Genomic DNA, 23310 nt, shown 5'->3' with positions numbered 1-23310 from the left:
CGCACACGAAGACCCTGTGCGGGGGCTACCGGCACCCCGCCGGGCACGGCACTGAGAAGATCGTGCGCGATCCGAGGGTGCACCGAATCCTGGAAGGGGCCGACGAGGTCATGAACCCGAACACCGCGCGCGTACCGGAGGGGGCCGCCTGATGTCCACCGACGGAGAGAAGGTGCTGGTCCGCGTGGAGGGCCGCCTGGGGCGGCTCACCCTGAACCGGCCGCGCGCCATCAACGCCCTGGACCACGACATGGTCACCGCGCTGCGGGGGGCGCTGTCCGCCTGGGAGCACGACGACGCGGTCGCCGCGGTGCTCATCGACGGGGCGGGCGAGCGGGGCCTGTGCGCGGGCGGCGACATCCGCGCCATGGCCGCCAGCGCCCGGGACCGCGACGGGGCGGCCGCCGCGTTCTGGCGGGACGAGTACCTGCTCAACGAGTACATCTCCCGCTACCCCAAGCCCTACGTCGCGTTCATGGACGGCGTGGTCATGGGCGGAGGCGTCGGCGTTTCCGCCCACGGATCGGTCCGGATCGTCACCGAGCGCTCGACCGTGGGCATGCCGGAGGCCACCATCGGGTTCGTGCCCGACGTGGGCGGCACCCACCTGCTGTCCCGGGCGCCCGGGGAGACCGGCACCCATCTGGCGCTCACCGCCGGATCGGTGGGCGCGGGCGACGCCATCGCCCTGGGACTGGCCGACCATTACGTGCCCTCCGCGCGGCTGGCCGACCTGGCCGGGGCCCTGGCCGGCGCGGCCGGGGCCGGGGACGTGGCCGAGGCGGTGGGCCGGTACACGGGGACCGCTCCCGCCCCGACCCTGACCGGCGAGCGCTGGATCGACGCCTGCTACTCCGCCGGCACCGCGGAGGAGATCGTGGAGCGGCTGCGCGGCCACGGCGACCCGGCGGCGGCCGCGGCCGCCGACACGATCCTGTCCAAGTCGCCGACCTCGGTGAAGGTCACCCTGGAGGCGCTGCGCCGGGCGCGGGACCTGCCCGGCCTGGCGGAGGTCCTGGAGCAGGAGTACCGGGTCTCCTGCGCGGCCCTGGACTCGCCCGACTTCGTCGAGGGGGTCCGCGCGCAGATCATCGACAAGGACCGCGCCCCCAAGTGGGTGCCCGACACCCTGGCCGGGGTCGACGCACAGGACGTGGCCCGGCACTTCCGCCCGGCCCCCGACGGCCCGCTGGGCCTGGCCGGTCCCGGCGCGCCCGCCGCGGGAGGCGGCCGCTGACCGGGGCCGGACCTGCCCGGACCCGCCGGACCCGCCGGACCCGCCCAGGGGCGCCGACCTGCGTCGGCGCCCCGGGCCGCGGCCCTCAGAAGGCCGTGAGGGTGACCTCCAGCCGCTGCGCGCCGTGGTCCTGGACGTAGGAGGCGAAGTCCGCCACGTCGTCGAACGCGAACCCGTAGGCCTTGCCGTCCACGGTGTTCTCGTGGAAGACCGCCGCGTACCGGTTGGTGACCTCGTCCAGGTAGAAGCCGGCGGGGTCGTCGGTGGGCTGGGCCGGCTGGGTGAGCAGGGTGGACCGGTTGAGCGCGGCCCCCAGGATCGCGGCGACCGGGCCGCTGATCCCGTCGTTGGGGGCGGCCAGCGCGCCGTCGCAGAACAGCACGTCCCGGGTGGAGGGCCGGTCGAAGGCGCGCACCCCGCCGTCGAACGCGAACCGCCCGCCCTGCACCCGGCCGGTGAAGGTCCCGGCGTTGGTGGTGACGGTCAGGTCGTTGCCCGCGTAGTGCGACCACACGCGGTCGATGTAGGGGTCGAAGTAGTCGGCCGGGAAGAGGCCGGCGTCCAGCGCGTGGCCGGGGGCGATGACCCGCAGGTCGTCGTAGACCAGGGACGAGAACACGGGGTCGGCCGCCAGGGTCCGGAAGACCGCCTCGCGTCCGCCGGGGCGGAAGAACCCGGTGCTCTGGTCGGCGTCGCCGATCAGCCGGATGCCGATGGGCACGCTGAACTGGTCGACCATGCTGGTGTTGCAGAACATCCCCGCGTCGTTGTGGGTGAACTCGACGGTGTCGTGCAGCACGTCGAACCCGGGGGAGCCCTCCACCCATCCGGCGGGCAGCTGCGGGGCCGGGGCGCCGTTGCCGTCGGTGACGATGCGGATGTGCAGGGGGCCGCCCAGGGAGAGGTAGATCCGCCCGGACATGTACGGCAGGGTCAGCCCGGCCAGGTCGGCGAACGGGATCGAGTAGTCGGTGTACCCGTCCGGGCCGTTGTCGTCCAGGCTCACGGGGTGGGAGACGCCGTCGGCGTCCACCCGGCTGTGCCGCCCGGTGGTGAGGTCGGTGCCGATCACGTAGACGAGGATCTCGTCGTCGGAGAACCGCCCGGTCTCGTTCCGGAAGCCCACCGGGAGCGCTCCCGGATTGGCCGCTTCGGAAGAGGCGGTGAGGTCGGCCGTGGCCTCCCGGGGGGCACAGCCGAGCGTGCCCAGGAGCGGGACGGTGGCGGCGGCCCCGAGGCCGCCGAGGAACAGTCTGCGGTCGATCATGGTGAGTCTCCCCAGAGGTAGCGGGTGTGGAGGACCGGGAACTAAACGACCATTAGGCAACGCACCGGTCAACCCCGGTAACCGAAGGTGTTCGCCTGGGGCCGGCGTTGTCCGTGGTGAGGGAGTGGTCATGTGACCCAGATCACCATCCCTGGTGGGGTGCGGCGTCCGCAGGCTCCGCCCGGCGCCGTCCGCACCTGGTCCCCCCGGGCACGGACGCCCTAGGGTGTAGGCGATCCGGAGGGCCGGGACCAGGAGGAACCGTGGCGGACATCGACCTTGGCGAGTACACCCGGAACGGGGAGGGGTCGCCCCGCCTGCGCGCCCACCTCGCCGTTCCCGCGGGCGAGGGCCCCTGGCCCGGCGTCGTCATCACCCACGAGGCCTGGGGCGTCGACGAGCAGATGCGCGCCCACGCCGACCGGCTGGCCCGCCTCGGCTACCTCACCGTCGTCCCGGACCTGTACAGCGAGGGCGGCATGGCCCGCTGCGTGGTCAGGGTGCTCCTGGCCATGCGCTCCGGGCGCGGGCGGGCCATCGCCGACATCGCCGCCGCCAAGCGGTGGCTCCTGGACCGGGACGACTGCACCGGCCGGGTCGGCGTGGTCGGGTTCTGCATGGGCGGCGGGTTCGCCCTGGCCACCGTCGCCGACTTCGACGCCTCCGCCGTCAACTACGGGTTCATCCCCCGGAACCTGGAGGGCGCCCTGGACCGGGCCTGCCCCGTCGTCGGCAGCTTCGGCGCGCGGGACGGCGGCCTGCGCGGAGCCGCCGGCGAGCTGCGTGCCGCCCTGGACGCCGCGGGGGTCGCCAACGACGTCAAGGAGTACCCGGAGGCGGGGCACTCCTTCCTCAACGAAGCGCCCAACGGGCCGAAGGCCCTGCGCCCGGTGTTCCGGGCGATGCACACCGGGCCGCACCCGGAGTCGGCGGCCGACGCCTGGGAGCGGATCGACGCCTTCCTCACCGAGCACCTGGCGCTTCCCGCGGACTCCTGAGGTCCCGACTCCCGGGGCCCCGCCCGGTCAGCCGACCTCCTCCACCCGGGAGGGGAGCGGGACGGCCCTCCCCCGCGCGAAAGCGGCCTCGTACGCGTCCTCGCCCAGCGCACCGGCCGCGCGCCGGGCGATCCGGTCCACGTCCCCCCGCTCGGCCTCCGGCAGGGGCGCTCCCAGCGACTCCCGGGCGGCCGCCGCGGTGCCCAGCAGGGACGCGGCCCGTTCCGCGTCCCCGCCGAGGGCCAGTGCCCCGGCCGTCCCCTCCAGGGCGAGGGCGACCGCCCGCGGGTCGCCGACGCGCAGCGCCGAGGCCAGACCCCGCCGGTGCAGGTCCAGCGCCTGCGCGGCGTCCCCGCGCTGCTCGGCGCAGAACCCCAGCTCGGCCAGGACGAACGCCGCCCCGGGTTCGGCTCCCAGCCGCAGGTTCCACGCCAGCCAGGGGCCCAGGTGCCCCTCGGCCCCGGCCGGATCCCCGCGGCGCCGCGCGGCCATGCCCAGGCCGATGGCGGCGAACTCCTGCCCAGCCGGGTCGCCGTGCTCCACGGCGACCCGCAGGGAGCGCCCGTGGAAGTCGTCCGCCCGGTCGAAGTCCCGCTCCAGCAGGGCGACGCGGCCCAGCCCGGCCAGGTGGCGCGCGAGCTCGCTCCACAGCATCAGGCCTTCTGCGACGCCGACCGCCTCCCGGCGCACGGCCGCGGTCCGCTCCAGGTCGCCCCTGATCTCGGCGTGGACGGCGAGGGCGTCCAGGGCCTGGAGCCTCCCCCAGCCGTCGCCGAGCCCGTCGAACAGGGCCAGGCTCCGTTCGCCGTCATTGAGCAGCCCGGGCAGGTCGCCGCGGAAGTGCGCGATGTTCGCCCGGGTCGCGAGCGCGGCCGCCTCCACCCACGTGTCGCCGAGGGCGCGGGCGTCGCGCAGCGCGCGGCCCACCAGATCCTCGGCGACGCCCAGGTCGCCGAACCCCATGTGGGCGGAGCCCAGGAACCAGACGGCCCGGGCCAGGGCCGCCCGCCCGGTCGGGTCGTCGGGCACCGCCGCGGCCGGGAGGGAGGGGACGGGCCCGGAGGCGGCGGTCCCGTGCACGTACAGCTCCAGGGCGGCCCGGGAGAAGGCCGCCCGGACCTCCCGCGCCGACGGGGACCCGGTCCGCGTACCCGGGGTCCGCGCCCCGACCGCGGCGAACCTCTGCAGCGCCTCCCCGAACCGGCCGCGCAGGAACAGGTGCCAGGTGTCCGCCAGCGCCAGCCGCAGGGCCGTCTCCGTGTCCCCGAGCTCCAGGGAGTGGTGCAGCGCGGCGCGCAGGTTGGCGGTCTCCGCGTCCAACAGGAGCAGCCGGCGGCCCTGCCCCCGCCCGGTCAGGTGCGGGTCCGCCCGCTCCGCCAGGGCGGTGTAGTAGGCGGCGTGCGCGCGCCGGGCCGCGTCCCGTTCACCCGCCTCCACCAGCCGCTCGGCCGCGTAGTCGCCCACCGTCTCCAGCAGCCGGAAGCGCGGGCGGTCCGGGTCGGGGACGGCCACCACCAACGACCGCTCCACCAGGCGTTCCAGCAGGTCGAGAACATCCTCGGCGGCCACCCCGGGGCCGGCGCACACTGCCTCCGCCGCCTCCAGGGTGCACCCCTCGGCGTGCACCGACAGACGGCGCAGCACGGCCCGTTCGGCCTCCGAGGCCAGATCCCAGCTCCAGTCGATCACCGCCCGCAGGGTGCGCTGCCGGGCCGGGGCGTCCCGCCGCCGCCCGGCCAGCAGCCGGAACCGGTCGTCGATCCGCTCCAGCAGGCCGTGAGCGCCCAGGGTCCGGATGCGCGCCGCGGCCAGCTCCAGTGCCAGGGGGATGCCGTCCAGCCTGCGGCAGAGCGTCACCACGGCGGCCGCGTTGTCGTCCGTCAGCCGGAACCCGGGGGCGGCCGCGGCGGCGCGTTCCGCGAACAGCCGGACCGCGTCCGACTCCAGCGCCGCGTCGGGGCCGTCGCCGGTGCCGGGCAGGTCCAGGGGGTCCACCGACTCCAGCACCTCCCCGTCCACCGAGAGGGGCTCCCGCGTGGTGGCGAGGATCCGCAGTCCGGGCGCCGCCCGCAGCAGCGCGGCGACCGTACCGGCGGCGGACTCCACCACGTGCTCGCAGTTGTCCAGCAACAGCAGGGCCCGCCGGGCGGAGAGGGCGTCGCACAGCCGCGCCACCGGGTCGGTCTCGGAGGTACCGCGGCCGCGCAGCCCCAGCACGGCGCCCACCTCCTCGGCCACCGCGTCCGGTCCGGCCCCGGACTCCCGCTCCGGGCGCAGCCCGGCCAGCTCCACCAGCCACACCCCGTCGGGGTGGTCCGCGGAGCGTGCTTCGGCCACCGCCAGGGCGAGCCGGGTCTTGCCCACTCCGCCCGGCCCGGTGAGGGTGACCAGCCGGTGGCGGTCCACCAGCCCGGTGACACGGCCGAGCTCCGCCGCCCGGCCCACCAGGGCGGTCGGCGGCACCGGCAGGTCTCCGCCCCTGCCCGGGGGGAGCGCGGCGGCGGGCCCGGCCAGTCCGGGGTCCTGGTCCAGGATCCTCAGGTGCAGCTCCGCCACCTCCGGTCCCGGGTCCGCCCCCAGTTCCCCGGCCAGCCGTTCCCGCAGGTCGGCGTAGGAGGACAGGGCCTCGGCCGGGCGTCCGGACCGGTACAGGGCGAGCATGTGGAGGGCTCGCAGCCGTTCGCGCAGCGGGTGTTCCCGCACCTGTTCGGCGAGCCCCTCCGCCGCCGGCGCGTGCTCGCCCACCTCCAGCCGGGCCCGGGCCAGGTCCTCCACGGCGGTGAGCCGGAGCTCCTCCCAGCGCACGGCCGCCGCGTCGGCCGAACCGGTGTCGGGGAGGTCCGCGAACGCCGGCCCCCGCCACAGGTCCAGGGCCTCCGACAGCAGCGCCGCGCGCGCCCGGGGGTCGGCGGTCGCGCGGGCCCGTTCGACCAGCGCCGAGAACCGCCCGGCGTCCACCCCGTCGGCGGCCACCTCCAGCGCGTACCCGGGCGGGCGCCGGACCACCAGGCCCCGGCCGCCGGGTTCGGCCCGCTCCAGGGCCCGGCGCAGCTGCGACACCTTGGTCTGGAGGGTGTTCGTCGGGTCGGCCGGAGGGGCTTCGCCCCACAGGTGGTGGGCGAGGCGGTCGGTGGAGACCACCCGCCCCGGCTCCATCAGCAGCGCGGTCAGCAGGGTCCGCACCTTGACCTCGGGAACGCGGACGGGGGTCCCCTCGTCGGTCCACACGGCCAGCGGCCCCAACACCCCGAAACGCATGGGATCAACCTAGCCGGGCGGCCGCGCACGGCCCGCCTCCGGTCCACCGTCGGAGAACCGTCGGAGAACCGTGCGCGCCGACCGGTGGAGTGGACCCACAGCGGGCGGACGAGGCGTCCGCCCGACCGGTGAGGGGGCTTGCCGGTGGACGACGGACCGCCGCGCGTCGCGATCGTCTTCGACGGCGCCGGAGGGGAGGAGGGCCGGGCGGCCGCACCGACGCCGTTCGCGCCGGCGCCCTCCTCCGGTCCCTCCCGGTCGGGCCGGTGGTGATGACCGCCTCCCTGCGCGGAGGGACCGGCACCGACCGGTGGTGCGAGGACACCGCAGACCGGCTGCTCGACCACCTCCTCCGGCGGGTGCTCCGGCCCCGTCGGCCCCGAACCCCGTGAAAGGCACGAACATGTCAGCGAACTCCACCGCCCCCGCCGCGAGGCCGGGGTGGCGGGCCTGGGCGGGCCTGGCCGTCCTCAGCCTGCCCACCACCCTCCAGGCCCTCGACGTCACCGTCCTGTACCTCGCGCTGCCGCACCTGAGCACCGACCTGGGGGCCACCGCCACCGAGCGGCTGTGGATCATCGACGTCTACGGCTTCATGGTCGCCGGCCTGCTGGTCCTCATGGGCACCCTCGGCGACCGGATCGGCCGCAGACGCCTGCTCCTCCTGGGCGCCACCGCGTTCGGGGCCGCCTCCGTGCTGGCCGCCTACTCCACGACACCGGAGATGCTCATCGCCGCCCGGGTGCTGCTGGGCATCGCCGGAGCCACCCTGATGCCCTCCACGCTCGCACTGATCAGCACGATGTTCACCGACCCGCGGCAGCGGGGGCTGGCCTTCGGCGTGTGGGCCACGAGCTTCTCCGCGGGCGTCGCCCTCGGGCCGATCCTGGGCGGCCTCATGCTGGAGTTCTTCTGGTGGGGGTCGGTGTTCCTGCTCGCGGTTCCTGTGATGGCGCTGTTGCTCGCCACCGCTCCGTTCCTGCTCCCGGAGTACCGCGACCCTGAGCCCGGCCGCCTGGACCTGCCCGGCGTCCTGCTCTCGATGGCCGCCGTCCTGTCCGTGGTCTTCGGCCTCAAGCGGCTGGCCGGGTACGGCCCGGAGCCGACGGCCCTGGCGGCGATCGCCGCCGGCGTCGTGCTCGGCCTGCTGTTCGTCCGCCGGCAGCGCCGGTCGAGCGACCCCCTCCTGGACCTGCGCCTGTTCTCCGGGGCCGCCTTCTCCAGCGCTCTGGCCGTGATGCTCCTGGGCCTGCTGCTCATCGGCGGCGTCTACCTGTTCGTCACGCAGTACCTTCAGTCCGTCGCCGGACTGTCCCCGCTGGTGGCCGGCCTGTGGCTGCTCCCGTCGGCGGCCGGGCTGGTCGTCGCCTCCACCCTGGCCCCCGTCCTCGCCCGGCGGGTGCGCCCCGCCCACGTCCTGGCCGGTTCGCTGGCCCTGGCCACCCTCGGGTTCCTGCTGCTCACCAGGGTGGGCCCCGAGGACGGGCTCGTCACGGTGGTGGTCGGGTTCACCCTGGTCTACGCCGGGATCAGCCCCATCATGGCGCTGGGCACGGACCTCATCGTGGGCTCGGCCCCGCCGGAGAAGGCCGGGGCCTCCGCCGCCATCAGCGAGACCGCGATGGAGGTGGGCGTGGCCCTGGGCATCGCGGCCTTCGGCAGCGTGGGCACGGCGGCCTACCGGCTGTCGATGGCCGGGGCGATGCCCGCGGGCGTCTCCGCGGACACCGCGGCCGACGCGTCCGACGGACTGGAGGGCGCGGGGCGGGCCGCCGCCGACCTGCCCGCCCCGGTGGCGCGGGACCTCCTGGACACCGCGGCCGCCGCCTTCACGTCCTCCCTCACCACCGTGGCCTGGATCAGCGCCGCGCTCGCCGTCGGGATCGCGGTCCTGGCGGCGGTGGCCCTGCGCCGGATCCCGCCCACGGGGGCCGCCGCGGCGGAGGAGGGCGCCCCGGCCGGGGAGCCCTCGACAGGGGAGCCCGTCGCCGGCTGACCCCGGTGCCGTCCGAGCCGGTGCCGCCCCGGCCCCCCGGCCCCTCGGCGCCCGCGGCACCCGTGACAGGTGTCATGGACGGGTCCTGACGGACGGACCGGGTCCGGGGCGCCCCCGCGCGACAGGCTGGAGGGGACCGGCCGACAACAGGGGGACCGATGATCGCCGTACGGGAACTGGTCAAGCGCTACGGGGGGACCGTCGCCGTGGACGGGCTGACCTTCACGGTGGAGCCCGGCAGGGTGACCGGGTTCCTGGGGCCCAACGGGGCGGGCAAGAGCACCACCCTGCGCATGGTCCTGGGACTGGACGCCCCGACCTCCGGCAGCGCCACCGTCGGCGGGATGCCCTACCGCGACCTGCCCTCGCCCACCCGGCGGGTCGGCGCGCTGCTCGACCCCGGCGCGGTGGAGCCCGGGCGCACCGCCCGCGGCCACCTGCTCTGGCAGGCCCGCGGCGCGGGCATCGGCCGGGCCCGGGTGGACGAGGTGCTGGGCCTGGTCGGCCTGGCGGACCGGGGCGGGCACCGCATCCGGCACCTGTCCCTGGGGATGCGCCAACGGCTGGGCATCGCGGGGGCGCTGCTCGGCGACCCCGGCGTGCTCATCCTGGACGAGCCCCTCAACGGGCTCGACCCGGAGGGCATCGTGTGGGTGCGCCGCCTGCTGCGCGGTTTCGCCGACGAGGGCCGCACCGTGCTGGTGTCCAGCCACCTGATGAACGAGATGGAGGCCACCGCCGACCACGTGCTGGTGATCTCCCGGGGACGGCTGGTCGCCGACGTCGGCATCGCCGAACTGGCCGCCGGTGCGCGCGAGCGCGTCGAGGTGGCCACCCCGGACCCGGGCGGCCTGTCCGCCCTGCTGGCCCGCGCGGGCGCCGCGCCGGCGCCCGCCGGGGACGGCCGGCTGGAGGTCACCGGCATGGACGCCGCCCGGGTGGGCGAGCTGGCCGCCGCGCACGGGATCGTGCTGCACGCGCTGGTACCGGTGAGGGCCCGCCTGGAGGACGCCTTCATCCGCCTCACCGGACAGAACGGGCGGGCCGCCGACGGGGCGGCCGGCGAAGGGGAGGCCGAAGGGGAGTGGGTGCGATGACGAAGACGACGAAGCGGTCCGCGCGGCGTGCGGGGACCGGCGCGGCCGTGGCCGCGGAGTGGACGAAGCTGACCGGTTCGGCGCGCGACCGGCGCGCCGCCGCGGCCGCCGTCGGGCTGGCGCTCGCGGTCGCCGCCGTGTTCTGCCTGACCCTGGAGCCGACCACCGGCGTGCCTCTGGCCGACCAGCCCGCCTTCGACGTGCTGACCGCCTCCCTGCTGGGGGCGGACGCCGCCGCGCTGGTGCTGACCGTGCTGGCGGCCGCCGCGGTGGGCGGCGAGTACGCCACCGGCATGATCCGCACGACCTTCACCGTCACCCCGGACCGGGGCCGGGTGCTCCTCGCCCGCGCCGTCACCGTGGCCGCGGCCGCCGGGGCCGTGGCCCTGGTCGCGGCGGTCGGGGCGGCCCTGGTCTCACTGCTGGTCCTGTCCGGCGCCGGACTGCCCGTCTGGGACGCCGCCGACCCGGCGGTGTGGCGGGCGGTCGCGGGGGCCGCGCTGATGGCGCCGTTCCACGCGCTGGTGGCCACCGCCGGGGCGCTGTGGACCCGTTCCACGGCGGGCGGTGTGGTCGCCGCCCTGGCGCTGCTGGTGGCCCCGACCCTGGCCGGATGGATCCCCGGCGGGAGCCTTCTGCTGCCGGTGCTGCCGGGGGAGGCCCTGCACTCCCTGGCCGGGATCGCCGGCCCCGACGGGCCCCACCCGGCGGCCGCCGCGCTCGTCCTGGTCGCCTGGAGCGCCCTGGTCCTGTTCGCCGCGGACCGGGCCGTCCGCCGCCAAGACGTCTGAGGCGGGCCCGCGAGGTGGGACGACACGCCGGGGCCGGGCACCGCCCGGCCCCGGCTTCCGGTCGTGTCGGACACGGTGCATAGCATCGCGGGCATGAGCAAGCACACTCTCCCCGACATGCTCGACGACGCCGCCCTGATGTCCTTCGAGCACCAGCTGCACTTCCAGGAGTTCATCGGCGAGCACAGCTGGAACGTGGACCTCCAGGAGGGCCGGTTCGAGTTCTCCGGCGAGCGCCCCCTGGTCTGCGACCGCTTCCACCTGCTGGGCAGCGCGGCACCCGGGCCGGGCTCCTGGATGTGGGGCTGGGCCAACCCCTCCGGCTTCCGTTCGGACCTGACCGCGCTGAGCGCCGCCGTCCGCGACTTCGGCCGGGAGCACGACGTCCCCGAGCTGGCCGCCGCCGAGGTGCCCTTCGACGCCCTGCCCGGCGCCCCCCGGGAGGTGCCCCTGGTGGTCGGCCAGCTGACCGACGCGGCCAAGCTCCTCACCGGCCGCTGGTTCTCCTACAACGGCGAGGTGGGCGGCGGCACCCGGGTGGCGTTCATCATCGAGCACCCCGAGCTGCGGCTGCCCGAGCCCGAGCCCACCAGGGTCATGCGGGTCATCCAGCAGGGGCTGATGGATCTGCGGCTGACCGACCACAAGCGGGCCCTGTACACGTACGGCCGCCTGCGGGGCCTGTCCCCGAGGTTCACCGACGAGGAGCGGGGCACGCTGCTCCTGTCCGTGCCCGGGCTGGAGGCCCGTGTCACCTTCGACCACCTCGGCCGGGTCGGCAACATCAACGCCTCGCTGTCCAAGCCCGACGCCTGAACCCCGTCAGAGCCAGCCGTGCTCCTCGGCGACCCTGGCCGCCTCGGCGCGGGTCCGGGTCCCGGTCTTGCCGATGGCCGACGACAGGTGGTTGCGCAGGGTGCCCTGGCTCATCCCCAGGGAACGGGCCAGCGCCGCCACGTCGTCGCCGCCGTTCAGCACCGCGGCCAGCACCTCGCGCTCGCGCGGCGTCAGCGGGCTGGTGCCGTGGGTCAGCGAGGCCACGGCCAGGTCGGGGTCGACCACCCGCAGCCCGCGGTGCACCCGGCGGACGGCGTCCACCAGGTCCTCGGGTGAGGCGTCCTTGACCACGAACCCGCCCGCCCCCGCCCGCAGCGCCCGGGTCAGGTAGCCGGGGCGGCCGAACGTGGTGCACATCAGCACCCGGCAGTCCGGCAGGACACGGGTCAGCTCGGCGCACACCTCGATGCCGTCGCCCCCGGGCATCCGCACGTCCAGCAGGGCGACGTCGGGCCGGACCTCGCGGGCCAGCTCCAGCGCCCGCGCGCCGGTCTCGGCACGGGCCACCACCTCGATGTCGGGCTCCAGGTCGAGCACGGTGGCCAGGGCCCCGCGCACCATCGCCTGGTCGTCGGCGACCAGTACCCGGATCACGGGCGTCCTCCGCTCTCTTCGACGGGAACCTCGGCGCGGAGGGTGAGCCCTCCGTCGGGCGTGGGGGAGAGGGTGAGCGTACCGCCGCGCTCGGCCAGCCTGCGCTCCAGCCCGGCCAGCCCGTTGCCGGGGACGACCCGGCCGGCGCGCCCGTCGTCGCGGACCTCCACCCAGCCGGGGCCGGTGGAGATCTCCACACGGCCGGCGCCCGCGTGGCGGACCACGTTGGTGACGGCCTCGCGCACCGCGTACCCGAGCACCTCGTCGCCGCCGGAGGGGACCTCCCCGGGGACGCGCAGCTCCACGTCGGCGGCGGCCAGCGCGGCCCCGGCGCGCAGCAGCTCCCCGGCCAGGGTGACCCGCCGCGTCCCGGCGACGGCCTCGCGGACCTCCGCCAGCGAGCGGCGGCCCAGGTCCTCCAGGTCGCGCAGTTCGGCCGCGGCCCGTGCGGTGTCCCCGGTGGCCTCCAGGATGCGGCGGCCCGCGCCGGCCTTGACCACGATCGTGGTGAGGCTGTGGCCGAGCAGGTCGTGCAGGTCGCGGGAGAACCGCTCGCGCTCGCGCAGGACCGCGAGCTGGGCCGCCTGGTCGCGGCCGCGCCGCAGTTCGGCGTTGGCCTCCACCAGGCGGACGGCCAGTGCCACGGCCACCGACACCGAGGCGATGACCACGAGGCCGCCCAGCTGCCCCTCGGTCCGGCCGGTGGCCAGCGCGGCGGTGCCGACCCCGGCCAGCACCAGGGCGGTCGCGCCCAGGGACAGGGCCAGCGGCAGGGCGGTCGCGCAGGCGGCCAGCGCGAACATCGTGATCCAGGAGTGCTGGGGCCCCACCGCGGCGACCAGGCCGCAGCCGAGCAGGAGGAGCAGGGCGCAGGCGGCCGTCCGCGCGGTGCGGCCGAGCAGCGGCGCGGCCGCGGGCAGGGACGCGCACCCCAGCAGGTACACGCCCAGGGCCGCGACGGTGGCGCCCTGGGACAGGGCGGAGTCGGCCGCGGCCCGCTCCCACTCCCGCCACAGCAGCGCGGTGAACAGGGCGGTCATCCCGTACGAGAGCAGCGCGGTACGCGCCGTCCCCTGCTCCTGCCCCATGCCGAGCATCCTACGGGCCCGGGCCCGGTCAGTCCCGTCCCGCGGGCACGACGACGACCTTGCCGACGACGGTGCCGGACTCGGCCAGCGCGATCGCGCGGTCGATCTCCTCCAGCGGGACCCGGGCGGCGACCGGCGGGGCGACGGCCCCCTCGGCCAGCAGGGCGAACACCGCGCCCAGGTCCTCGGCCAGCAGGCGGCGGTAGCGCTCGGGGGAGCGGTGCCCCTGCCAGAGGTTGAAGAAGTGCGCGCCGCGCCGGTTGGGGAGCGCGTTCCACAGCAGCAGCCGGCCGAACAGGGCCAGCACGGGCATCCGCGCGTTGCCCTGCTCGTCGCGGGTGGCGGCGGTGCCGTAGGACACCAGGGTCCCGCCGGGGGCCAGCAGCTGGAAGGAGTCGGTGATGGCGGGCCCGCCCACGTGGTCGAACACGGCGTCCGCGCCGTCGGGGGCCAGTTCACGGATGCGCGCGTACATGTCCGGGTCCCGGCGGTCGACGGGCAGCGCGCCCAGGACACGGACCGCCTCCAGGTGCCGGGCCGAGGCGGTGCCGACGACGGTGGCCCCGGCGCGGCGGGCCATCTGGACGAGCAGCGAGCCGACCCCGCCGTTGGCGCCCAGCACGACCACGGTGTCGCCCCGCCGCACCCGGGCGAGCCGGTGCAGCATGCGGTACGCGGTGACCCCGTTGACCACGGCGGCCTCGGCGTCGGCCGGGTCCACCCCGTCAGGGACGGGGACCAGGTCGGCGGCGGGCAGGGCGACCCGGTCGGCCCAGCCGCCGGTCTTGGTGAGGGCGGCCACCCGGCGCCCGACCAGGGCCGGGTCGGCGCCCGGTCCGACCTCCTCCACCCGGCCGACCAGGTCGTAGCCGGGCACGAACGGGAAGGGCGGCTGGTCGTAGTACTTGCCGCGGCGCATCTGCTGCTCGGCGAAGGAGACGCCGGTGGCCTCCACCCGGACCAGGGCGCCGCCGGGTGCGAGGGGCTCCAGGGTGCGGCGGCGCAGGGTGATCTCCTCGGCCGCGCCGGGGCCGTGCAGGACGGCTTCGAGGGTGGTGCGGGCGGTGTGTCCGGTGGCGGTCATCGGTGGCTCCTTCTTCGGGGGTTAGTTTGTGAGTGCTCACTCACTTGCCGGGGCCGAAAAGAGCCCGACCGGGGTCGGGCAACAGTACGGTCCGGCCGGGTTCGGCCGTGAGTGCGGAGAGGCGTCCGCGGCACTTCGGGCCGCTTCGGTTCCGCTTATGTATGTGAGTACACACTCACAATCGGAGGATGTCAAGGAGGGAGGCGGAAAAAAGGGGGCGGGGCGGCCGGGACGGCCGCCCCGGGGCGGGGTCAGCGTGCCGAGCGGTAGGGGGCGGCGTCCACCAGCGTCACCCCGATCACCGCCCCGCGCGGGGAGGTGAAGGTCCGCCGCTCGCCGCGCACGGCCCCCAGCAGGGCCTCCCCCAGCGGCGACTGCGGCGAGTACACCGTCACCGCGTCCGCCACCGAGGCGTCCCGGACGCCGAGCAGGAACTCCTCGGTGTCCTCCTCGTCGTCGTAGCGGATCGTCAGCACCTTGCCGGGCGCGGCCACCCCGTCGTCGGGCGCCGCCTCCTCGACCACGGCCTCGCGCAGCAGCCGCTCGATCGTCTGCACCCGGGCCAGGCGCACGGCCGGGTCGTGAATGTAGCGGGGCGCGGGGATGATGCCCCCCGCGCCCCCGTCGTCCGATCCGGAACCCGTTCCGATGTCGTCCTCGGGGAGTGTGCTCAGCACCCGCAGCTCCTCCTTGAGCCGCTCGTACGCCTCCCGGGTCATCCAGGTGTCGGTGGTCTTGTGCATGGGACGTTCCTTGTCTTCACGAACAAGCGCCACGGACGCTGTCCGTGGCGCGGATGGGAGTACGCGAGGGTCGGGGGCGCTGTCCCTCGACTTGAGTGTGTCCAGCGGCGGCGGGCGACCCGTTATCGTGGGAGGACAATCACGGTGCGGGTTCTTGTCGTGCTCCGACAACGGGGGAGGCGGTGCGGTGATCAACCTCGACCGGCTCGTCAACGTCCTGGGCGGCTACGGAGCCCACCTGGTGGGCGACGGCCGCCTGCGCCGCCGCGAGCTGCGCAGCGTCGCCATGCACGACCCCACGGACGACGCGCCGCCCCTGGGCGACGCCTTCCTCGCGGTGGGGATCGACGCCTCCGCCACCGCCCTGCGGCTGGCCGAGCAGGCCCGCGCCGTCGTCGTCATCGTCCGCTCCGCCACCGGGCCCGGCGCCGAGATCCGCGCCGAGCTGCACGAACGCGGCATTGCCATGGTCGTGGTCGAGCCCGCCGTGTCCTGGAGCCAGATCTCGGGCATCGTCTACGGGCTGGTGCTGGAGGGCCGCGAGACGGAGTCCGGGCGCGGTCCCAGCGACCTCTTCGCCCTGGCCGACACCGTCGCCGCGGAGGTCGGCTCGCCCGTCGTCATCGAGGACCGGGCCTGGCGGGTGGTCGCCTACTCCGCCGAGCAGGCCGACACCGACCGGGCCCGCCGTGACACCGTCATCGCCCGGCGCGCCCCCGCCGGGATCCGCGACCGCCTGGAGTCCGACGGGACGGCCGCCCGGCTGGCCGCCGCCGACGGACCGCTGTACGTGCCCGCCCTGCCGGAGTTCGGGATGGGCGGTCGCACCGCCGTGCCGATCCGGGTGGGCCGCGAGCTCCTCGGCTCGCTGTGGGCGGCCGGGGACACGCCCCTGGACGCGGAGCGGGCCCGGGCGCTCAGCGAGGGCGCCCGCACGGTGGGCCTGCACATGCTGCGCGCCCGGGTGAGCAGCGACCTGGAGCGCCAGGTGGAGTCGGAGTCGGTCATCGACCTGCTGGAGGGGTCGGAGGACCCCGAGCGGGCCGTCGACCGGATCGGCCTGCCCGCCGACGGGCTGCGGGTCATCGCGCTGCACGCCCGGGCCGCACCGCCCGACGACGCCGTCCTGCACCTGTTCGAGCAGGTCACCACCGGGTTCGGCTGGTCGCGCCCGGGGCGCAGCACCCTGCTGGGGACCACCGTCTACACGGTGCTGCCCTGCGCCGGGGAGATCGCCCCGGCCCTGGAGTGGGTCCGCGCCACGGTGCGCGGCCTGCCCGCCCGCCCGGGCGTGTCCGCCGGGGTGGGCGGCGCGGCCCGCGCGGGGGACCTGCCCGCCAGCCGCCAGGAGGCCGACGAGTGCCTGATCCTGGCGGGGGACGGCGCCGCCCCGGTGGTGTACGACGACGCCTGGGACGAGGTCCTGCTCCGCCGCCTGCGGCTGTCCGCCGAGGCCGGGCGGCTGCCCGGCCGCAACCCGGTGGCGGTGCTGGCCCGCCACGACGCGGACCAGGGGACCGAGTACACACGGACGCTGCGGGCCTGGCTGTACGCGCACGGCGACCCGGCCGTCGCCGCCGAGATGCTGGGCGTGCACCCCAACACGGTCCGCTACCGGCTGCGGCGCCTGCGCGGCGTCGCCGACCTGCGCCTGCACGAGCCCCAAGCGCGCGTCGCGCTCACCGTCGCCCTCGCCGCCCTGCCCGCCGATCCCCGACCGGTTCCCAGCCGCGCGCACATCGGCGACAAGGGGTGACATAGGGGGACGATCCGTCGCCCGTTCCGCGGAACCCCTTGTCACGGGCCCCGCGGCCGGTTTGAATCGTGGGATCCCCACCTCAACGGGGGTGAGCCGGGCCGGGCCGCGCCGTGGCCCGGCACCGCCTCGCGCGCAGGGGAGGTCGCACATGTCCCGGACGTGGAACGCCTGGCCGTGGGACGCCGATCCCGACGCCGTGCGCAGGGACGTCGCGCGCGCCCACGAGGACTTCACCGGCTCCGGCCTGCTGCACGGCACCGTGCGCACGGTCGTCGGCGAGTCCTGGCGGCGCAGTGCCCGCCTAGGCATCGACCCGGACGGCATCTCCCCGCGCATCGAGCTGTCCGGACCCGCCCTGGCCGACTACCGCGAGGCCCACCCGCTGGCCGCCACCCTGCCGCTGCTGCGAAGGCTGCTGCTGGACACCGCGCCGGGACCGCAGATCGTCGCCGTCGGCGACGCCGCGGGCCGGCTGCTGTGGGTGGAGGGCGACCACCGGCTGCGCAGCAGGGCGGAGGAGATGCGCTTCGTCGAGGGCGCCAACTGGCACGAACGGTCGGCCGGCACCAACGCCCCCGGCGTCGCGCTCGCCCTGGACCACGAGGTCCAGGTGTTCGCCAGCGAGCACTTCGCCCGCAGCGTCCAGCCGTGGAGCTGCTCGGCGGCGCCCCTGCACGACCCCGACACCGGGGCGCTGCTGGGCGTCCTCGACATCACCGGCGAGGACCAGGTGGCCTCGCCCCAGGCGCTGGCCCTGGTACGGGCCGCGGCCACCGCGGCCGAGATGGAGCTGAGGGCCCTGCGCATCTCCGGGGCGCTGCCCGGCCCGCGCCCGTCCCCGGACACCCCGGTACGGCCGCCCGACCACCTCCTGCTGGAGGTCCTGGGCCGCGACGGCGCCCGGCTCACCGTGGACGGGCGCGCCACGGAGCTGAGCGCCCGCCACTCCGAGATCCTCCTGCTGCTGTCGTCCGCCCCGCGCGGGCTGAGCGGCGCGGCCCTGGGCGCCCGGCTGCACGAGCGCGACGGCGCCCCGGTGACGGTCCGCGCCGAGATGTCCCGGCTGCGCCGCCTGATCGGCCACGGCCTGCTGGCCTCGCGCCCCTACCGGCTGCTGCGCCCGCTGCCCACCGACGCCGACGCCGTGCGCGAGCGGCTGTCCCGCGGCGACCGGACCGGAGCCCTGCACGCCTACCGGGGGCCGGTGCTGCCCGGCTCGGAGGCGCCGGGCGTGGTCGAGATCCGCGAGGTCCTGGACGCCGAGCTGATCGGCGCGCTCGACGGGGAGAGGGACCCCCGCGCCCTGCTGGCCTGGGCCGAACACCCGGAGTGGCGCGACGACCCCCGCGTGCTGGGCGCGGTGCTGCGCTCCCTGGACCCCGGATCGCCCGGCCACGCCGCACTGCGCGGACGGCTGCGCCGCCTGGGCGCCTGAGCACTCCCCGCGGCGACACGACTGCAACGTGCTCGCAACGTAGGTGTGACTAGCGTCACGACCGTTGAACCCCGTTGACGGACGCCGGGCCCACGCCCGGCGCAGAAGGAGGCTCACCATGGTCGTGTACGCTCCCCCCGGACAGCCCGGCAGCGTCGTGGAGTACGCCCCCCGCTACGAGAACTGGATCGGCGGCGAGTGGGTCAAGCCCGTCAAGGGCCGCTACTTCGAGAACCCCGCCCCCGCCACCGGCCAGGTCTTCACCGAGGTGGCGCGCGGCACCGCCGAGGACATCGAGCTCGCCCTCGACGCCGCCCACGGGGCCGCCCCCGCCTGGGGCCGCACCTCCGCGGCCGAGCGCGCCGTGGTCCTCAACCGGATCGCCGACCGCATCGAGGAGAACCTGGAGCGCCTCGCCGTCGCCGAATCCTGGGAGAACGGCAAGCCGGTCCGCGAGTGCCTGGCCGCGGACCTGCCGCTGGCCGTCGACCACTTCCGTTACTTCGCCGGGGCCGTGCGCGCCCAGGAGGGCCACACCTCCCAGATCGACGGGGACACCGTCGCCTACCACTTCCAGGAGCCGCTGGGCGTGGTCGGCCAGATCATCCCGTGGAACTTCCCGCTGCTCATGGCCACCTGGAAGCTGGCGCCCGCGCTGGCCGCGGGCAACGCCGTCGTGCTCAAGCCCGCCGAGCAGACCCCGGCGTCGATCCTGCTCCTGGCCGAGCTCATCGGCGACCTGCTGCCGCCCGGCGTGCTCAACATCGTCAACGGGTTCGGCGTGGAGGCGGGCAAGCCGTTGGCGAGCAGCCCGCGGGTGCGCAAGGTCGCCTTCACCGGCGAGACCACCACCGGGCGCCTGATCATGCAGTACGCCTCGGAGAACCTCATCCCGGTCACCCTGGAGCTGGGCGGCAAGAGCCCCAACATCTTCTTCGAGGACGTGGCCGCGGCCCGCGACTCCTACTACGACAAGGCCCAGGAGGGCTTCACGCTCTTCGCGCTCAACCAGGGCGAGGTGTGCACCTGCCCCTCCCGGGCGCTGATCCAGTCGTCCATCTACGACTCCTTCCTGGGCGACGCCCTGGAGCGGGTCGGCCGCATCAAGCAGGGCGACCCGCTGGACACCGAGACCATGGTCGGCGCCCAGGCCAGCAACGACCAGCTGGAGAAGATCCTGTCCTACATCGACATCGGCCGGCAGGAGGGCGCCAAGGTCCTCGCCGGGGGCGAGCGCGTCGACCCGGGCGGGTCCCTGTCCGGCGGGTACTACGTGGCCCCGACCGTGTTCGAGGGCGACAACACCATGCGCATCTTCCAGGAGGAGATCTTCGGGCCGGTGGTGTCGGTGACCCGGTTCGAGGGCTACGCCGACGCGATCAAGACCGCCAACGACACCCTGTACGGCCTCGGCGCGGGCGTGTGGTCCCGCGACGGCAACACCGCCTACCGGGCGGGCCGCGACATCCAGGCGGGCCGGGTGTGGGTGAACAACTACCACGCCTACCCGGCGCACGCCGCGTTCGGCGGCTACAAGCAGTCCGGGATCGGGCGCGAGAACCACAAGATGATGCTCGACCACTACCAGCAGACCAAGAACCTGCTGGTCAGCTACTCCGACGAGGCGCTGGGGTTCTTCTGATGGACGCCGGGGCCGACGTGGAGCGGGTGGCCGTCACCGACGCGGCCGCCGCCCTGCTCCGCGAGCTGCGGGCCGAGCACGGGCCGCTGATGTTCCACCAGTCCGGCGGGTGCTGCGACGGCAGCTCGCCCATGTGCTACCCGGCCGGGGAGTTCCGCACCGGGGCCTCGGACGTGCACCTGGGCGACCTGGACCCGGGGACGCCCGAGCCGGTGCCGGTGTGGATGTCCCGCTCCCAGTTCGAACTGTGGAGGCACACCCACCTGACCATCGACGTCGTCCCCGGGCGCGGGGCGGGGTTCTCGCTGGAGGCGCCGACCGGGAACCGGTTCCTCATCCGCTCCCGGCTGATGACCGACGCGGAGGCCGAGCGCCTCCCGTGACCGACCACGGCGCCGCCCGGACCGCCGTCCGGGACGGCCCGTTCCCCGAGGGGAGGGAGCGGCGGGCCCGGGGGACCACCCCCGGGCCCGTCCGCGTGCGGTCCCTCACTCCGCCGACCGGGCGGCGTCCTCCTCGCGCTTGCGGGCCAGGCGCTCGCCGAGTTCGTCGTGGACCAGCAGGTCCTCGCGGATGCGCCCGGTACGGTAGCCCACCCGGGCGGCGATGTGCCCGGCCACCGGGATCGTGACGATCTGGAACAGGCCCACCAGCAGCAGGGTCCCGACGTTGAACACGTTGGTCTCCTCCACCGGCACCAGGCGCAGCCCGATCCCCACCAGCACCAGCAGCATCCCCAGCACCTGCGGCTTGGCCGCGGTGTGCATCCGGGACAGCAGGTCGGGGAAGCGGATCAGGCCCACCGCGGCCACGACCGACAGCAGGGCCCCCGCCAGCAGGCACAGGATCGCGATCCAGTCGAGGACCGTGACGATTTCCTCGCTCACGGGCGCCCTCCTTCCTCGTCGGCCGACGGGGCACCCGGGACCGGGTGGACGACGTCGGTCGGGGTGGACACGTGCTCCTCCGGGCGGCGGGCGACGAACTTCGCGATGCTGATCGTCGCCACGAAGCCCACCAGCGACAGCACCATCAGGGTCGGCAGGACCGTGGGGTCGCGGTGGAACGCGGCGTAGGCGCCCAGGCCGACCAGCGCCGAGGCGAGCAGCACGTCCACCGAGAGCGCCCGGTCCAGGATGCTCGGGCCCAGCAGCAGGCGCACCATGCTCAGCAGGGACGCGAGGGCGAGCAGGACGGCGATGACGGTCCACAGGGTGTTCATGCGCTCTCCTTCCCGGAGGGCGACGCCGCCTCCAGGGCCTGGATGTCCTCACGGGTGCCGAGGGCCCGGACGAGGAGCCGTTCCAGGACCAAGACGTCCCGGATCCCCGTCTCCATGCCCTCCTCGTCGGCCGCGCCCAGCACGTGGACGTACAGGATCCACTCGTCGCGCGAGACCTCGACGATGACCGTGCCCGGGATGATCGAACTCGCGATGGCGGTGCACACCAGCATCAGGTCCGACTGCGTGCGCATCGGCACGGCCACCACCGAGCTGCGCACCTCGCCGGGTGCGAACACCTGGCGGGTCACCTGCAGGCTCGCCGTGAACATCTTCCCCACGACGTGCAGGACCAGGTGCGCCAGGGGGAGCGGGCGGAAGCGGAACCCCGGGACGATCGGCGGCAGCGGGAACACCAGCATGATCGCCACCGACACCAGGAAGCCCAGCACGAACAGGCCCAGCGACTCCCAGCGCCACTGGAACCCGTTGAACAGCAGCAGCCAGACCAGGGTCATGCCCAGCGCCACGGGGACCTGGACCTTGCCCAGGCGCCGCCGCAGCGCCATCGCCCCGACCTTCTTCGCGGTGCGCCGGTCCATCAGCGGTCACCTCCCAGGACGGCCTCGATGTAGGGGGTGCGGGCCAGCAGCTCCGTGGCCGCCTCCGCGGAGTAGGTGATCAGCGGACCCGCGAACACCGTCAGGGCCAGGCCGAACACCACCAGGCCGATCGTGGCGCCGACCATGGTCTTGGGCAGGGCCACCGAGGTCACCAGGGGGGTGGACACCGTGGTCGTGCCGCCGATGCGGGAGGACGGGCCCACGGCCTCGCCCGGGCCCAGGGCCGCGGTCGAGGAGTCGTCCGCCTCGGTGTCCTCCAGCACGGTCCCGGGGTCGGCGACCTTGCCCTCGGAGGGCGCCCGCCAGAACGCGTAGTTCCACACCCGGGCGATCACGTACAGGGTCAGCAGGCTGGTCAGCACCGACGCGCCCACCAGCAGGTAGGCCAGCGGGGTGCCCGCCTGCACACCGGCCTGGAGCAGGCCGATCTTGCCCAGGAAGCCCGACAGCGGCGGGATGCCGCCCAGGTTCATCGCCGGGACGAAGAACAGCACGGCCAGCAGCGGCGCGATCCGGATCAGGCCGCCCAGGTCGTCCAGGTTCGTGGACCCCCCTCGGCGCTCGATCAGACCGGTGGTCAGGAACAGCGTGGTCTGCACCGTGATGTGGTGGGCGATGTAGAACACCGCGCCCGCCAGGCCCAGCTGGCTGCCCAGCCCCACACCGAACACCATGTACCCGATATGGCTGATCAGTGTGAACGACAGCAGACGCTTGATGTCCGTCTGCGCCACGGCGCCCAGGATGCCCATGATCATGGTCGCCAGCGCCACCCACATGAGCAGGTTGTTCAGGTCCTCGCCCGGGAAGAAGAGCGTGTGCGCGCGGATGATGGCGTACACGCCGACCTTGGTGAGCAGGCCCGCGAACACCGCGGTGACCGGGGCCGGGGCCGTCGGGTAGGAGTCGGGGAGCCAGGCGGCCAGCGGGAACACCGCGGCCTTGATGCCGAACGCGAAGAGCAGCATCACCTGGAGCACGATCTTGAGGTGCCCGTCCAGCTCCGGCAGCCGCTCGGCGAGCTGGGCCATGTTGACGGTGCCGGTCGCGCCGAAGGTCAGCGCGATCGCGATGAGGAACAGCACCGACGACAGCAGGGACACCACCACGTAGATGGCGCCCGCCCGGATGCGCGACTGCGTCCCGCCCAGGGTCAGCAGCACGTAGCTGGCGGTCAGCAGGATCTCGAAGCCGACGTACAGGTTGAACAGGTCGCCGGCGAGGAAGGCGTTGGAGACGCCGGCGACCAGGATCAGGTACGTGGGCTGGTACACCGACAGCGGCGCCACCTCGGCCCGGCTGGCCATTCCCTGACCGATGGAGTACACCAGCACGGCCAGGGTGATCGCCGACGACACCGTCACCATGAGCGCGGACAGCCGGTCCGCCACCAGGGTGATGCCGATCGGCGCGTCCCAGCCGCCCACCTGCACGACCTGCGGTCCCAGGGCGTCCGCGCCGAGCATCAGGACGAACCCGACGAACAGCACGAACGTCAGCGCGATGATGCTCAGCCACTGCTGGACCTTGGGCCAGCGGCTGCCCATGGCCAGCTTGACGCCGGCCGCGAACAGCGGCACCACCACCGGGAGCGGGATGAGGTAGTGGATGAGACCCGCGAAGTAGTCCCAGCTCATGC

Annotated in this window: 20 protein-coding genes; 10 read left to right on the top strand and 10 right to left on the bottom strand. The window is 75.1% G+C overall.

The window, feature by feature from the left end; translation table 11 throughout:
- Positions 1–151 precede the first annotated feature (151 nt).
- Positions 152–1237, top strand: a complete 1086-nt coding sequence (locus KGD84_RS29360; RefSeq protein ID WP_220563566.1) for an enoyl-CoA hydratase/isomerase family protein — start codon at positions 152–154, stop codon at positions 1235–1237.
- A gap of 85 nt (positions 1238–1322) precedes the next feature.
- On the opposite strand, the gene KGD84_RS29355 is transcribed toward KGD84_RS29360, so the two are convergent.
- Positions 1323–2504 carry a beta-1,3-glucanase family protein gene (locus KGD84_RS29355; RefSeq protein WP_220563565.1) on the bottom strand — a complete coding sequence of 394 codons (1182 nt, stop codon included), beginning with the start codon at positions 2502–2504 and terminating at the stop codon, positions 1323–1325.
- 263 nt (positions 2505–2767) lie between these two features.
- Here KGD84_RS29355 and KGD84_RS29350 point away from each other — a divergent pair, with 263 nt between their 5' ends.
- The gene (locus KGD84_RS29350; protein WP_220563564.1) at positions 2768–3502 is read left to right on the top strand and encodes a dienelactone hydrolase family protein; all 735 of its coding nucleotides are present in this window, start codon (positions 2768–2770) and stop codon (positions 3500–3502) included.
- A 27-nt stretch (positions 3503–3529) separates the two neighbouring features.
- Here the strand turns inward: KGD84_RS29350 and KGD84_RS29345 are convergent, their stop codons facing one another.
- Complete coding sequence (locus tag KGD84_RS29345) at positions 3530–6760, bottom strand: AfsR/SARP family transcriptional regulator (protein WP_220563563.1); 3231 nt, start codon at positions 6758–6760, stop codon at positions 3530–3532.
- A 403-nt stretch (positions 6761–7163) separates the two neighbouring features.
- Here KGD84_RS29345 and KGD84_RS29340 point away from each other — a divergent pair, with 403 nt between their 5' ends.
- From KGD84_RS29340 to KGD84_RS29325, 4 genes are all read left to right on the top strand, one after another.
- Positions 7164–8756, top strand: coding sequence for an MFS transporter (locus tag KGD84_RS29340; RefSeq protein ID WP_220563562.1), 1593 nt, complete (start codon positions 7164–7166; stop codon positions 8754–8756).
- A gap of 158 nt (positions 8757–8914) precedes the next feature.
- A complete protein-coding gene (locus KGD84_RS29335) occupies positions 8915–9853 on the top strand; it encodes an ABC transporter ATP-binding protein (protein ID WP_220563561.1) in 939 nt (312 codons plus the stop codon).
- Entirely contained in the window at positions 9850–10644 is a 795-nt protein-coding gene (locus KGD84_RS29330; protein WP_220563560.1) for an ABC transporter, read from the top strand. Before KGD84_RS29335 ends, KGD84_RS29330 begins: the two co-directional genes overlap by 4 nt.
- Positions 10645–10737: 93 nt before the next feature.
- A complete protein-coding gene (locus tag KGD84_RS29325; protein WP_220563559.1) occupies positions 10738–11460 on the top strand; it encodes a DUF6882 domain-containing protein in 723 nt (240 codons plus the stop codon).
- A 6-nt stretch (positions 11461–11466) separates the two neighbouring features.
- On the opposite strand, the gene KGD84_RS29320 is transcribed toward KGD84_RS29325, so the two are convergent.
- The 4 genes from KGD84_RS29320 to KGD84_RS29305 all read right to left on the bottom strand — a co-directional run bounded on the left by KGD84_RS29320 (position 11467) and on the right by KGD84_RS29305 (position 14990).
- A complete protein-coding gene (locus KGD84_RS29320; RefSeq protein WP_220563558.1) occupies positions 11467–12075 on the bottom strand; it encodes a response regulator transcription factor in 609 nt (202 codons plus the stop codon).
- Complete coding sequence (locus KGD84_RS29315; protein ID WP_220563557.1) at positions 12072–13163, bottom strand: sensor histidine kinase; 1092 nt, start codon at positions 13161–13163, stop codon at positions 12072–12074. Before KGD84_RS29315 ends, KGD84_RS29320 begins: the two co-directional genes overlap by 4 nt.
- Positions 13164–13191: 28 nt before the next feature.
- Positions 13192–14247, bottom strand: coding sequence for a medium chain dehydrogenase/reductase family protein (locus KGD84_RS29310; protein ID WP_220563556.1), 1056 nt, complete (start codon positions 14245–14247; stop codon positions 13192–13194).
- A gap of 251 nt (positions 14248–14498) precedes the next feature.
- Complete coding sequence (locus tag KGD84_RS29305; protein WP_220563555.1) at positions 14499–14990, bottom strand: GreA/GreB family elongation factor; 492 nt, start codon at positions 14988–14990, stop codon at positions 14499–14501.
- Positions 14991–15177: 187 nt separating this feature from the next.
- Here KGD84_RS29305 and KGD84_RS29300 point away from each other — a divergent pair, with 187 nt between their 5' ends.
- The 4 genes from KGD84_RS29300 (at position 15178) to KGD84_RS29285 (ending at position 20209) form a co-directional block, all read left to right on the top strand.
- The gene (locus KGD84_RS29300; protein WP_220563554.1) at positions 15178–16746 is read left to right on the top strand and encodes a PucR family transcriptional regulator; all 1569 of its coding nucleotides are present in this window, start codon (positions 15178–15180) and stop codon (positions 16744–16746) included.
- Positions 16747–16897: 151 nt separating this feature from the next.
- Positions 16898–18184, top strand: a complete 1287-nt coding sequence (locus KGD84_RS29295) for a GAF domain-containing protein (protein WP_220563553.1) — start codon at positions 16898–16900, stop codon at positions 18182–18184.
- A gap of 118 nt (positions 18185–18302) precedes the next feature.
- A complete protein-coding gene (exaC, locus tag KGD84_RS29290) occupies positions 18303–19826 on the top strand; it encodes an acetaldehyde dehydrogenase ExaC (protein ID WP_220563552.1) in 1524 nt (507 codons plus the stop codon).
- Positions 19826–20209, top strand: a complete 384-nt coding sequence (locus KGD84_RS29285; protein ID WP_220563551.1) for a DUF779 domain-containing protein — start codon at positions 19826–19828, stop codon at positions 20207–20209. Before exaC ends, KGD84_RS29285 begins: the two co-directional genes overlap by 1 nt.
- Before the next feature lie 105 nt (positions 20210–20314).
- Here the strand turns inward: KGD84_RS29285 and mnhG are convergent, their stop codons facing one another.
- From mnhG to KGD84_RS29265, 4 genes are read right to left on the bottom strand one after another with little or no spacing between them, the layout of a single operon-like run.
- Positions 20315–20713 (bottom strand): monovalent cation/H(+) antiporter subunit G, encoded by a 399-nt coding sequence (mnhG, locus tag KGD84_RS29280; protein ID WP_220563550.1) that lies wholly within the window; start codon positions 20711–20713, stop codon positions 20315–20317.
- Entirely contained in the window at positions 20710–21048 is a 339-nt protein-coding gene (locus tag KGD84_RS29275) for a monovalent cation/H+ antiporter complex subunit F (protein ID WP_220563549.1), read from the bottom strand. The genes mnhG and KGD84_RS29275 overlap by 4 nt, the downstream gene beginning before the upstream one ends.
- Positions 21045–21653: a Na+/H+ antiporter subunit E gene (locus KGD84_RS29270; RefSeq protein WP_370634671.1), complete on the bottom strand. Its 609-nt coding sequence runs from the start codon at positions 21651–21653 to the stop codon at positions 21045–21047. The genes KGD84_RS29275 and KGD84_RS29270 overlap by 4 nt, the downstream gene beginning before the upstream one ends.
- Positions 21650–23308, bottom strand: a complete 1659-nt coding sequence (locus tag KGD84_RS29265) for a Na+/H+ antiporter subunit D (protein ID WP_220563547.1) — start codon at positions 23306–23308, stop codon at positions 21650–21652. Before KGD84_RS29265 ends, KGD84_RS29270 begins: the two co-directional genes overlap by 4 nt.
- Positions 23309–23310 lie beyond the last annotated feature (2 nt).

Source organism: Nocardiopsis changdeensis, from assembly GCF_018316655.1.
Lineage (GTDB): Bacteria > Actinomycetota > Actinomycetes > Streptosporangiales > Streptosporangiaceae > Nocardiopsis > Nocardiopsis changdeensis.
Note: the sequence above shows the minus strand (reverse complement) of the source record. Positions and strands in the feature narration are given on the sequence as shown.